Source organism: Streptomyces sp. HUAS 31 (genome assembly GCF_028198125.1).
Lineage (GTDB): Bacteria > Actinomycetota > Actinomycetes > Streptomycetales > Streptomycetaceae > Streptomyces > Streptomyces chartreusis.
The window spans coordinates 7,078,287-7,091,095 of record NZ_CP116353.1; the positions used below are offsets into that span (position 1 = coordinate 7,078,287).

8 protein-coding genes are annotated in these 12,809 nt (G+C 71.3%); 6 read left to right on the forward strand and 2 right to left on the reverse strand.

What is annotated here, in order from left to right:
• The first annotated feature begins 51 nt into the window (after positions 1-51).
• Together PGH47_RS31575 and PGH47_RS31580 are read left to right on the forward strand one after the other, a co-directional pair.
• On the forward strand, positions 52-753 hold the full coding sequence (locus PGH47_RS31575) for a ribonuclease HII (protein WP_271666191.1): 702 nt from the start codon (positions 52-54) through the stop codon (positions 751-753).
• A gap of 68 nt (positions 754-821) precedes the next feature.
• Entirely contained in the window at positions 822-1,463 is a 642-nt protein-coding gene (locus PGH47_RS31580) for a hypothetical protein (RefSeq protein WP_271666192.1), read from the forward strand.
• Positions 1,464-1,786: 323 nt separating this feature from the next.
• Here the strand turns inward: PGH47_RS31580 and PGH47_RS31585 are convergent, their stop codons facing one another.
• Positions 1,787-2,422 (reverse strand): hypothetical protein, encoded by a 636-nt coding sequence (locus tag PGH47_RS31585; RefSeq protein WP_271666193.1) that lies wholly within the window; start codon positions 2,420-2,422, stop codon positions 1,787-1,789.
• A gap of 314 nt (positions 2,423-2,736) precedes the next feature.
• A complete protein-coding gene (locus PGH47_RS31590) occupies positions 2,737-4,902 on the reverse strand; it encodes a RecQ family ATP-dependent DNA helicase (RefSeq protein WP_271666194.1) in 2,166 nt (721 codons plus the stop codon).
• A 243-nt stretch (positions 4,903-5,145) separates the two neighbouring features.
• On the opposite strand from PGH47_RS31590, the gene PGH47_RS31595 reads away from it, so the two are divergent.
• The 4 genes from PGH47_RS31595 to PGH47_RS31610 all read left to right on the forward strand — a co-directional run bounded on the left by PGH47_RS31595 (position 5,146) and on the right by PGH47_RS31610 (position 12,748).
• On the forward strand, positions 5,146-6,930 hold the full coding sequence (locus PGH47_RS31595) for a DUF4192 domain-containing protein (RefSeq protein ID WP_271666195.1): 1,785 nt from the start codon (positions 5,146-5,148) through the stop codon (positions 6,928-6,930).
• A 608-nt stretch (positions 6,931-7,538) separates the two neighbouring features.
• A complete protein-coding gene (locus PGH47_RS31600; protein WP_443048623.1) occupies positions 7,539-9,455 on the forward strand; it encodes a glycogen debranching N-terminal domain-containing protein in 1,917 nt (638 codons plus the stop codon).
• Positions 9,456-9,825: 370 nt separating this feature from the next.
• Positions 9,826-10,584, forward strand: coding sequence for an NUDIX hydrolase (locus tag PGH47_RS31605; RefSeq protein ID WP_271666197.1), 759 nt, complete (start codon positions 9,826-9,828; stop codon positions 10,582-10,584).
• Positions 10,585-10,750: 166 nt separating this feature from the next.
• Positions 10,751-12,748, forward strand: a complete 1,998-nt coding sequence (locus tag PGH47_RS31610) for an ABC transporter ATP-binding protein (RefSeq protein ID WP_271666198.1) — start codon at positions 10,751-10,753, stop codon at positions 12,746-12,748.
• Positions 12,749-12,809 lie beyond the last annotated feature (61 nt).

The window sequence follows — 12,809 nt, forward strand, 5'->3', positions numbered from 1 at the left end:
GGGGAACCAGGGTGTCGAAGCGGGTTCGGGGCGGCGTAGGCTAAGGGCGCCATGCCGTACGAACCGCCTACTCACACCGTCGAGCGCTCCCTCCGAGCCACGACCGGAGCGAAGATCATTGCCGGTGTCGACGAGGTGGGGCGCGGTGCCTGGGCCGGACCTGTCACCGTCTGCGCGGCGGTCACCGGACTGCGCCGGCCTCCCGAGGGACTCACCGATTCCAAGCTGCTCACCGTCAAGCGCCGCAACGAGCTCGCCGTGGTGCTGCGGACGTGGGTTACGTCGTATGCCCTCGGGCACGCCTCGCCGGAGGAGATCGACGAGCTCGGGATGACGGCCGCGTTGCGACTGGCGGCGTGCCGCGCCCTGGAAGCCCTTCCGGTCCGCCCCGACGCCGTGATCCTCGACGGGAAGCACGACTATCTCGGGGCTCCCTGGAAGGTCCGCACGGTGATCAAGGGCGACCGGTCCTGCGTGGCGGTCGCGGCGGCCTCGGTGATCGCCAAGGTTCAGCGCGACAAAATGATGGCCGAACTGGGTATCGACCATGCAGACTTCGGTTTTGCGGACAACGCCGGGTATCCGTCGCCCGTGCACAAGGCCGCACTGGCGGAGCGGGGACCCACCCCGTACCACCGGTTGTCGTGGGCGTATCTTGATGCGCTGCCTCAGTGGCAGCACCTCAAGAAGGTGCGCACCTGGGTGGACGGAAGCGTTCCGGAGATCGAGGGTCAGCTCGGCTTCGATTTCTGACGATTCCGCTCGCACTCATGTGCCACCCGCTGACGCGAGCCGTACCAGCGTTTGATAGACATCAACTCATGCCTCTCATTCCCGAGGAGCCTCAGATTCACGAGAGTGCCCAGGGTCCCCGCGCCACGCCGGCCAGTGGCCGTACCGCGCCGACCCCCCGTCCCGTACCCGGCCCGCGTCCTGCGGCTCCGTCGCGTCCCGGCCGACCCGGGCCCGTGAGGCCCGCGCCGCCGGTGCAACGTGCGCCGCGTGATGTGGCCGGTGCCAAGCCCGGACCGTCGGGCCCCGCTGCTTCAGTCGCCCCCGCTCCGGCGTCGGCGACCCCGCAGATCCAATTGATCCCGGCCTCGCCCGAGGGAGCGCTCGACGCTGCCGAGGAAGCCGTCGACCTGCTGCTCGACTCGGGTCGCGCTCCCGGCGAGGTGCTGGTGATCACCACCGGCGAACAGCACCCGTGGGCCACCCACGAGCTGTCCTTCGGTGACACCTCCTACTGGGCGCAGCACGACGCCGGCGACGACGTCTTCTACGCCCACGCCTCCGTCGCGAGCCGCGCCACGGCGCGCCCCGTGGTCGTCGTGGCCGTCAACGGCGGTCCCGACACCGCAGCTGCCGGCCTCCTGCCGCTGGCTCTCGGCAAGGCCGGTGCCCTGCTGATCGTCTGCGGTGACGCGCAGCGGATCAACTCGGTGCTCGGCGCGGGCGTCTGATCCGGTTCCGGTTCGTCAGAAGGACGTTCCGCAGCACGCCGGGGGATGGAGCGCCGCTGTGGCGGCGTCTCCGCACGGTGGGCCCTTTGGAGTGCACGCACGAGTGGGGAACTCGTCGTGCGCAGGCCCGTAGGTTCGGGGGGGCGGGTCCATGTACGACGTCGTCGTCGTGGACCGGTTTCCGAGCCGTCCTGAGCCTCGACGGTGTCCGGCGTACCACGTTGTCGGTTGACAGCTTCGGTACGTTTCCTCAGGGAGGGTCTGCTTCTGAGAGGGCGCGGATGTCCTGTGTGCCCAGCGGGCATCCACGCGGACTTCTGCGCTCAGCGAGCAGCCGCGCGACGGAGGACCTCCGAGGCCGCGCCGCCTGTGCGTGGCAGCGGGACCGGTGACTCGGACGTCGCGAAGGGCTCGGGTGCCGAGTCGGCGTTGGGGCGGCGGCCGCCGCGCCCCTCGCCGAGGACCTGCCAGCCGTCATTGGTCAGCGTGATGTACGCCCCGCAGCGCAGGCCGTGCAGGGTGCAGGCGTCCCGCAGGCCCCACATCCATGCACCGTCCTCCTCCGTCCAACGGGCGTCGCCCTCGCGGCAGTAGAGCAGCACGGCGGTGCGCACCGGGGTGCGGCGCCGCAGGTCGTGCGGGATGACCCGGCGCAACTGTGAGAGCAGCGCGTTGCGGAACATCCAGCCATCGGCAGGGGTCGCTCGGCGGGTGAACGAAGCACTCGCCCGTAGTCGTTCCTCAGCGTCGAGCACGGCGACGATCGCGGTCGCCGGCCCGGGGCGGTGCCGCGAGTGGAGCCCGCTGACAATCTCGCGTGGGTTACGCAGCAGGGGAATGCCCGCAGCGGCCCACTCCGCGGGTTCGAGCATGCGGGCCAGGGAGTTGGCGGATGCGGCGGACAGGCCGGCTGACGTCGACATGGATGCCGCGGAGGACGGAGCGAATCCGAAGGTCACGGTCCTCCCTTCGGCTACGCGCCCACACTGCGGGCGAGATCGGATTGGGGGGAGCGCACGCCGCAGCAGAGCCCATCCGAATCACGGACGAGCCGCACGGGGAGCGGACTCCAATTCTTCCTGCCGAACAGGAATGCGGCAACGAGCAATTGGGGCCACCGACCGATATTTGACGGTGCGCGGGTTATATCCCTACCCAGCGCATGACCGTGAGACGCATGGGGCGACCGTACGCAACCAGGTCGTACCCATTCGGTGAGGGTGTACGCCCTGGTTGCCGCGGACTTGGCGGCCGTCGTTCGTGTCGGCCGCGATCAGCCCTGGACGGCCAGAACCAATGGCATGACCCCCCGTGCCCCCGCGCGCAGGAGCGTGCGGGCGGCGACAGCGAGAGTCCAGCCCGTCTCCGTGAAGTCGTCCACCAGCAGCACGGGGCCCGGGTTTTCGGAGAGCGCAGAAGCCAGGTCGGCAGGCACGGTCAGCGCGCCGTCCAGCGCCTTCAGCCGCTGTGCGCTGTTGCTCCGCGAGACCGAAGAGCCCTCACCGGAGTACTCCAGGGAGCCGAGCAGCGGGAGTCTGCCGACCTCCGCGATACGCGCGCCAAGGGAGTTGATCAGCTGCGGCCGAGTGCGCGAGGCGATGGTGACCACGCCGACCGGGCGCGGTACTGCGTCCTGAGCTCCGGAAGCCCAGCCGTCGGGCCCCTTGGCCCAGTCGACCAGGACGCCCACGACCGCCTTCGCCACGTCGTCGGGCACGGGCCCGTCCGGAGCGTGGGGCGCGAGCATCGGTCGTAGGCGATTGCCCCAGCCGATGTCCGACAGGCGCCCCAAAGCCCTCCCCGGTGCAGCCTGTTCACCGGCAGGGATACGTCCCTTGAGGTCGACGCCGATCGCCGGGAGACCGGTCGGCCACATGCGGCGCGGCTCCACCTCGACGCCCGCCCGGCCCAGGTCGACGCGCGCGGCGTCCAGCGCGACCGACGACATATCGGCGGTGAAGCGCGCACCCGCACAGTTGTCGCAGCGGCCGCAGGGCTTGGCTCCCTCGTCGTCGAGCTGACGCTGGAGGAACTCCATGCGGCAACCTGTCGTCGAGGCGTACTCGCGCATCGCCTGCTGCTCGGCCTTGCGTTGCCGAGCGACCCAGTCGTAGCGCTCGGCCTCGTACACCCAGGGCTGTCCGGTGGCGATCCAGCCGCCCTTGACCCGGTGGACCGCGCCGTCGACGTCCAGGACCTTGAGCATGGTCTCCAGACGGGAGCGGCGCAGCTCGACGAGGGGCTCCAAGGCGGGCAGCGACAGCGGCCTGTCCGAGCGGGCGAGGACATCGAGCGTGCGATGCACAAGGTCCTCCGTCGGGAAGGCGAGCGACGCGAAGTACTGCCAGATCGCCTCGTCCTCCTGTCCGGGAAGCAGGAGCACCTCGGCGTGCTCGACGCCACGGCCGGCACGACCGACCTGCTGGTAGTAGGCGATGGGGGAAGAGGGCGAACCGAGGTGCACCACGAAGCCCAGGTCAGGCTTGTCGAAGCCCATGCCGAGCGCGGACGTGGCGACCAGGGCCTTGACCCTGTTGGCGAGCAGGTCGTCCTCGGCCTGCTGGCGGTCGGCGTTCTCCGTCTTGCCGGTGTAGGAGGCGACCGTGTGGCCGCGCTGCCGCAGGAAGGCCGTGACCTCCTCCGCGGCGGCCACCGTGAGGGTGTAGATGATGCCCGAGCCAGGCAGGTCGTCGAGGTGATCGGCGAGCCAGGCCATCCGGTGCGCGGCGTCCGGCAGACGCAGGACGCTCAGGCTCAGACTGTCGCGGTCCAGAGGGCCGCGCAGTACCAGGGCGTCCGAGGTGCCCCCGGTGCCGAGTTGTTCGGCGACATCGGCCGTCACGCGCGCGTTGGCGGTGGCGGTGGTCGCCAGCACGGGCACTCCGGGCGGGAGGTCGGAGAGCATGGTGCGCAGCCGTCGGTAGTCCGGACGGAAGTCGTGGCCCCAGTCCGAGATGCAGTGCGCCTCGTCCACCACGAGCAGGCCGGTCGCCGACGCCAGCTTGGGCAGTACCTGGTCGCGGAAGTCGGGGTTGTTCAGGCGTTCCGGCGAGACGAGCAGCACGTCGACGTCACCAGAGGCGATCTCGCTCTGGATCGTGTCCCACTCCTCGGTGTTGGAGGAGTTGATGGTGCGTGCGTGGATGCCGGCCCGGGCCGCCGCCTCGACCTGGTTGCGCATGAGGGCGAGCAGCGGAGAGACGATCACAGTGGGCCCACTGCCCTGGGACCGCAGCAGGGAAGTGGCCACGAAGTAGACCGCGGACTTGCCCCACCCCGTCCGCTGGACCACGAGCGCGCGGCGTCTGTCGGCGACAAGCGCCTCGATCGCTCGCCACTGGTCCTCGCGCAGCCGGGCCGTGCCGGTGTCGTCCCCGACGAGACGGGCGAGGACCGCGTCGGCGGCCGTCCGCAGATCCGCGTTGCTCGTGTGTTCCATGGGTTCCATACAACAGGACGGGACTGACATCCGGGGTCGGACGGTTCGGGCACACGGGGTCGGACCGGTTGGGCATCCGAGGTCGCAGACGTCGGAGAACCGGTGCCGAACGGACGGGGTCCGGGGCAGCACGGGGCGAGGCTGAGGTGTGGTCCGTGCCGATCGTTGCTGCGTTGTCGTGTCCCTGGTCGGAGTTATCCACAGGGCAAAGCGGAGTCTCAAGATCCGCGAGATGGTCTCCGCATGACGAACCACAGCGAAGCCACCGGATCCCACGAAAACGACGGCACCACCGGCCAGGAGCAGCCTCTCGCCCCTCGGGCAACCGACCCGAACGAGGCGCGTGACATGCGCGGCGGGCACGGCGAGAGTCCAGGAAGTGCGCGACGCGAGAACCCACTCGACTGCACGGCGTACAAGGGCCAGCTGCCCGAGCACCAGGTCACCTTGCGCACCCCGGCCGAGTTGGCCGACGCCCTGCCGTACCTCCTCGGCTACCGCCCCGAGGACAGCATGGTGCTCGCCGCCCTGCACGACAGGGACGGCCGAGGTCGGTTCGGTGGCCGGGCACGGCTCGGCATCCCCGCGAGCGCGGACGACTGGGACGCCGCGGCCACACAGCTGGCCCACGGCCTGGTGACGGGCAGCGAGCGCAGGGGAGCCCGACCGGAACAGATCGTCGCCTTCCTCTGCCAGGAACCGGCCCAGGGCGAGACGGGCCGGCAGGTCATGGAACGTCTGCGGCCGCTGTCTCAGAAAATGCGCCTCGCGTGCGGCGGCCTGGACGTGCCGGTGGTCGAGGCCCTGTGCATCTCGGACGGCCGCTACTGGTCCTACTGCTGCGACCGGACCGAGTGCTGTCCGGCCGAGGGCCGACCGATGGGCCTGCCCGGTACGTCGGTGCTGGCGGCTGCGGCCGCATACGCCGGAGTGCAGGTCCGCGGCACACTGAGCGAGCTGCGGGCGAGGCTGTTGCCCTGGGAGACCGCGGCCGCCCTGGAGCAGGAGATCGCCCTGGACCGGGGCGGGATGTCGCTGGTCCCCAGGATCCTTGACGGGGAGCAACGCGCAGGCGTGGCGGAGGAGACACTGGAACTCGCGGTTCTGCTTCGGAACCGGTTCGCGGCGGCCCCGGCCGTCTCCGGAACGCTCACCGCGGATCTCCGTGACGACGAACTGCTCGATCACGAAGAGGCCGCGAGGCTCATTCTGGGTCTGCAGGATCGTGCGACGCGCGACCGGGTGGCCGAGTGGATGGAGGGCGACGAGGCCCCGCCCGCCCTGCGCCTCTGGCGCGCACTGGCCCGTCGCTGTGTCGGGCCGTACCGGGAGCACGGTGCGGCGCCCCTTACTCTGGCCGGTTGGGTCGCCTGGTCCATCGGCGATGAGGTGGAGGCCCGGGAAGCCTTTGCCATGGCACTGGGCGCCGACTCCGACTATCTCTTCGCTCGTCTGCTGCACCAGGCCTGCAACGAAGGGCTGGACCCCGAGTCGATTCGCCGCTGCCTACGCACTGAACGTGCGGGGCGCGAGGGGGCGGCCGATGAGGGACAGCAGGATCTGCTCGGGGCCGGTGAGGAGCCCGCTGGTGGCTCGAAGCGGGGTGAGACAGTGAAGCACGCGTCGACGTCCGATGCGGGCGATCGTCGCAGGTCCCGGCATTCCACGCGTTCGGCCGGCGGTCTCTCCCGTGCCGCGAGGGCGGTCGTGCGAAAGCGAGCGGCGAGTGGTTCGCGTGCGCGTAGGGCGGCAGGGTCGCATCCGAGCGCTGCGCGGCCTGGCGGCAACGCGTCGGAAGTATCGAAGGACGCGGGGTCGCGTACGGCGAAGGGTGCCAGTCCGCGTTCAGGGAGTGGCTCTGCAACGCGGGCAGGGAAGACCACTGCCCCACGCACGGCTCAGCACTCTGTGCCGAGCGAGGTGAAGAGCTCACCTTCGCGCATCCCGAAGCAGCGAGCCGTACGCCAGAGCGAGGTCGGCCCTGACGGCGCGAGTCCCGAGAACACCAGTGTCGAGGGGGAGGCGTGAAGCGGCGCGGACCGAGCACTGCGGAGCACTGTCGAGCTGAACGAGATTCCGACGCGCCGGGGTTACCCCGTGCGGGGCGTGACCTGGAGGGATGCCTCCCCGTTCACCTGAGTGGCGGAACGCCTGGACCGACCGTGCCGCCGAACTGCCCCTGTCACTCCGGATCCCCCGGTCGGCGCCGCATTCGTCCGCGGTGCGATGAGCGCAGAGGAAGCCGCACCATGCAACAGCCGATTCCGACCTCGCCGGCCGCCGATGACCGTTCGACAGCCGGCGGGCCGGTGCCCTCCCAACGGCAGGACACAGGTCCGCCTCGCGGCGGGAGCGCTGGGCTGCAGCACACGCTCAGGGTTCCGAGCGACACTGCTGGGACCGTCCAGGCGGCCAGCCCTGGATCACCCTGGCCGACATCCACCGAGTGGCCGTCCCCGACCGCCAAGAGCTGGACCCCTCCACCGCCGACGGACCAGCGACAACACACCAGGCTCCCGCAACAACCGACCAGGCCACACAGTCCGACAAGGTCAACGAACCCGACCCCAACACCGTCACCACGCACCGGCCCCGCACGCACCTCGTCCGCCTTACCCCCCACCCACAACGCCCTGATCTGCGTTGCCCTCCCAGGCCTGGCGATCTCCACGGATCAGGGCCAGTTGACCGGCCAAGGTCTCGACGGCTTCTACCGCGCGGGCCGACGCGTGCTCTCCCGCTGCCAGATTCGTGTGGCCGGACGTGAACCGCTCGCGATGCAGGCCTGGATGACCACAGCCGACTGCGTCCGCTTCGTGGGCACGCTGCGTACGTCCCCGCACGCCGGCCCCGACCCGGACGTCGTCGTAGAGCGCACCCGTCACGCGGACGGCACGGAGCGAATCACCCTGCGCAGTGCGGCAGTTCGCCCGCTACAGCTACCGGTCGAGGTCGGGCTGGCCACGGACCTGGCCGACCTCGGTTCCATCGCATGTGGCAACGCAGGGCCCGAACTCCCCGCCACCGTCCACGCCTCCGGTCTGCGATGGTCGTCCGCCAGGGGAAGCTCGACGGTCACGGCAGATCCGCCACCGACCGATGCCCTGGCCTCGGCAGGACTGTTGCGCTGGGAGTTCGAGCTGCCGCCGGGAGGTGTCGCGCACATCGAGCTCAGGGTGCGGTCGGACGGAGCCGGACCTGTGCGTGCCGTAGGCCGGGCGGCCACCAGCCCGCTGCCTCCGGCCCGCGCAGCCGGTGACGATTCCAGGGTCGAGGGGCTGCTCCGGACGAGCATCGACGACCTCCAAGGCCTGCTCCTACGCGACCCCACCCACCCCTCCGACACCCATCTCGCCGCCGGCGCACCCTGGCGCTGCGGCCTGGCGCCGACCGAGGCCCTCGCCGCCGCCCGGATGACCCTGCCCTTGGGCACCCGGCTCGCTGCAGGCACCCTGCGCACCCTCGCTCGCACTCAACTCCGCGACAAGGGACCGCAGTCCGGCATGATTCCCGGACCGAGACGCGACGCGGGCACGCACCTGCCGCCGGGTTGCACGGGCACCGAGGCCACACTGCTCTTCCCCGTGCTGCTCGCGGAGGCCCGACGCTGGGGGTTGGCCGAGCCAGAGGTCGAGGAACTCCTCCCGGCGGCCGAGCGATGCCTGAGCTGGTTGCGGACCACCGTCGGCGACGGCAAGTACCTGCCGGACCCGCACCCCGGCGGCCCAGTCCGCTGTGAGACCCAGGCTCATGCCCACCGTGCGGCACTGCTCGGCGCGGACCTGCTGGACACCTGCGGCAGATCTGGCGGTGACGAGCTGCGCCACCGGGCCGGGGAGCTCCGGGCAGCGTTCCGGACCGACTTCTGGATCGACGACCTGGGCGGCGGCAGGCCCGCCGCCGCACGCACCCCGGACGGACGCCCGGTGCCGCATCTGGGTGCGGCAGCCGCCCATCTCCTCGACACCGGCCTGCTGGGCGGGGGAGAACTGGCACCCGGACTGCTCGACAAGGTGCAGACCGAGCAGCTCGCCCGGCTGCTCGGCGCCCCGGCCATGGACTCGGGCTGGGGATTGCGTGGGCTGAGCGCGAAAGAGGCGGGGTACAACCCGTTCGGTCACCGCAGCGGTGCCGTGAGGGTGCATGAGACGGCCGTCGCCGTGGCGGGCCTCGCCGCGGCCGACTACGAGAAGGAGGCCGGCGCACTGCTGCGCGGCGTACTGGCGGCCGCAGAGGCGTTCGGCCACCGGCTCCCGGACATGTACGCGGGGGAGGCACGCACCGAAGGAAGCGCTCCTCTCCCGCATCCGGCGGCCTGCCGCCCGGCGGCCACGTCCGCGGCGGCCGGGGTTCTGCTTCTCACCACGCTCGCCGGCATACGCCCGGACGCCCCGGCGGGGACGGTCACACTGCGCCCCATGCGCGGTGCGCCGCTGGGCGAGATCGTCCTGACCGGCCTTCGGGTCGCCGGCGCCCCCTTCTCGGTACGGGTCAGCCGACTGGGACTCGCCATGGTCGAGGAGGCGGGGGACGGATTGCAATTGCGAGCATGACCACGCACAGCACGTGAGACGACCACGCAAGTGCCTGAGACGACCTCGCACCTCGCCCGAGAGGACTTCGCACCTCGCCCGAGACGACCTCGTACCTCACCCGACGCGGCCTCGCACGACGCACGACGCACAGCGAACGAAGCGACCTCATTCGACACCGACCGTGACCGCGCACCCCGCGCAGCCACTCCCCCCACCCGCCGCACGCACCTGACTCCACCCGCCACGTGCCGCGGCCGCACACGGTGGCGCACGACAGGACGAGCCACGTCAGAGGCCGGTACGCGGCACGCCGGGGCGAATTGGATCAACAGCCGATGGGCTCGACGAAGGGACTGTTTATCGTCAGGCAGACGACTATGATCGCCGCATGCCCTACGACCCGTCAGCCTTCCCGCCCTTTGCCGTAACCGTGGACCTGGTCGTGCTGACCGTGCGCCGCCATGCCCTGTGCGCGCTGGCGGTGCGCAGGGGCGAACCGCCGTTCCAGGGGCGCTGGGCACTGCCGGGTGGGTTCGTGCGGGCGGACGAGGACCTGGCGCAGGCCGCCGCGCGCGAGTTGGCCGAGGAGACCGGGCTGCGCGCGCATGAACCCGCCGCCCCCGTGCAGGACAACGGCGCTCACCTCGAGCAGCTGGCGACCTACGGCGACCCCAAGCGGGATCCGCGGATGCGGGTGGTGAGCGTTGCCCACCTGGCGCTGGCACCGGATCTGCCGGCGCCTCGCGCGGGCGGGGACGCGAGCAACGCCCGCTGGGCCCCGGTCGACGAACTGTTGCAGCAGGGCGGATTCGGGCGGGACGGCGAACCGGTCGCGCCGCTTGCCTTCGACCACGCGCAGATCCTGGCCGACGGTGTGGAGAGGGCACGCTCCAAGATCGAGTACTCGTCGCTGGCCACGGCGTTCTGCCCGACCGAGTTCACGGTCGGAGAGTTGCGGCGGGTCTACGAGGCGGTGTGGGGCGTGGCGCTCGACCCGCGCAACTTTCACCGCAAGGTGACCGGCACGCCCGGCTTCCTCGTGCCCACCGGTGGAACCACCACCCGCCAGGGCGGCCGCCCCGCCCAGCTCTTCCGGGCCGGTGGTGCGACCCTGCTGAACCCGCCGATGCTGCGCCCCGAAGTCTGACGCGCGAGGCGGAGGCGCGACGCCGGTCCGGCGGCGGTCCGCCGTAGCCCGACCGGGAGCCGGGCGAACAAGCGGCCGTGCAGATGGCTGACCGGGCGGAATACCGTCGGGCGAGAGGGCCTTGCCCTACCGGAAAAAACGGACATAGCGCGCTATCTTGCTGCGGGTGATCCAGGCGATCGGACTGACCAGCAACCCTCGCAAGGAGTTTCCCCCCGCCCTCGACGACGTGTCCTTCGAGGCTCAGGCGGGCTGTGTCACCGCGCTGCTCGGAGGGGCGGGAGCGGGCAAGACGACGGCGCTCAGACTCATGCTCGAACTCCAACAGGGCCGTGGAGTCACCTTCTTCAGAGGCCGCCCCCTGCATCGCATGGCGCATCCGTCGCGCGAGGTCGGCGTGCTTCTGGGCGACGTTCCCGGGCATCCGGCGCGCTCGGTGCGCGGTCATCTGCGCATGCTGTGCGCCGCGGCGGGCGTACCGGCCCGGCGTGCCGACGAAGTTCTGGAGGTGGTCGGCCTCGTCAGCCTGCGCGACGAACGGCTCGGCACCCTCTCGCGCGGCATGGACCGCCGCCTCGGCCTGGCCTGCACGCTTCTCGCCGACCCGCACACGCTCGTGCTCGACGACCCCGCGGAAGGGCTCACAACCCGCGAGCGCCGTTGGCTGCACGGCGCGCTGCGCGCACACGCGGCCCAGGGCGGAACGGTCCTGCTGACCACGGCCGACGCCAAGGAAGCCGCGCGCACCGCCGACCGGGTCGTCACGCTGGAGCGGGGCAGGCTCATCGCCGACCAGGACGCCGCCGAGTTCGCACGCACCAGGCTGCGTCCTCGTGTCGCCGTGCGCACCCCGCACGCCTCGCGCCTGGCCACCCTGCTCGGCAAGCAGGCACGCACCGCCCACCGTTCCGTCGAGGTCGTCCGTGAGAGCGGCAACCGTCTCTCGGTGTACGGCAGTAGCTGCGCCGACGTCGGCGAGATCGCCTTCCGCAACGGCATCCTGGTACACCAACTCGCCGACGAGATCGGGGACATGGGGCCGGGTCCTGACATGGATCCCGACGGGGTCGAGCCGCGAGCTGACGAGGGGGCGCGGTCGGCCTACGGGGGCGCCGCGCCGACCAAGGCCGATGCCGGCGCCGGCAGCCGGCGGCGCAGGGGCGCAGCACCGAGGCGGGGTGAGAGGCGCACGCCGTCCGGTGATGCCGCGTCCAACCCCGAGAGGTCGCAGGCGCCCGGTGAGGGGCAGGACGGGGTCGCGGCGCGCGAGGACTTCCAGGAGACCTCGCCGGGGACCGGGGGCGAGCCTTCGGCGCGGGACGCCGGCTCACGCCTCTCCGATCACCCCGCCCACGATCTGCCCGATCTCCCGCCCCCCATCTCCGTCCGCCCCGCCCCCAGCCCCCTCCGCCCCCTCCGCTACGAACTCCGTCGCGCACTCGGCGTCGGCACGGGGTTCGTCACCGCGGGTGTCGTGCTCGTGGTGTCCGCGCTCACCGCCGTCGTGCTCGCTCGCATCGGGCACACGCCGCACGCGAGGCTGCTGGCGGCGTGGCCGCGCGAGCTGCCGCTGCCGCCCGCGGCGCTCGGTGCCGGGCTCCTCGGGGCGATCGCGTTCGGTGACGAGTTCCGCCACCCCGCCCTGGCAGCGGATCGCGGCACCGTGCCCCGTCGGCTGGGGCTGCTGGCCGCGAAACTCCTCGTCGCCTCGGCCACCGCCCTGGTGCTGGCCGTTCTCACCGTGGGCTGCAACATCGAGGTGCTCTATCTCGTCTACGGACGGGAGCTCGCGGAAGTTCCCGCCGACTGGCTTGCGCTGAGCGCGAGTTGGATCGGACTCGTCGTCGGCTGTTCCTGGGCCGGGGTGCTCGCCGCGGGCCTCTTCCGGTCCACCACGGCCGGGCTTGCCGCGGTGGTCACCGTGCCCATCGTCGTCGTACCCCTCGTACAAAAGGTCTTGGAGGGACCATCTGTGCGAACGGCGGCCGGATTTCCGCTGCGGCTGAGAGAGGTGCTCCTGTCGCAGTGGCCGTTCGGCGGAGAGCGGTATCTCGCGGCGGTCGCACGGGTCGTCGGTCAACCCGTGGGTGGCGCAATGACGTTGTCGCTGGCCGCTCTGCTCTGCGCCTATCTGTTCACGACCCTGAGGAGCAGGGTCCGATGACGACCGTCCGTGGCGTTCCCCGACCTGTCGTGCTCGCAACTCCCCGGGGAAAGCCCATTTC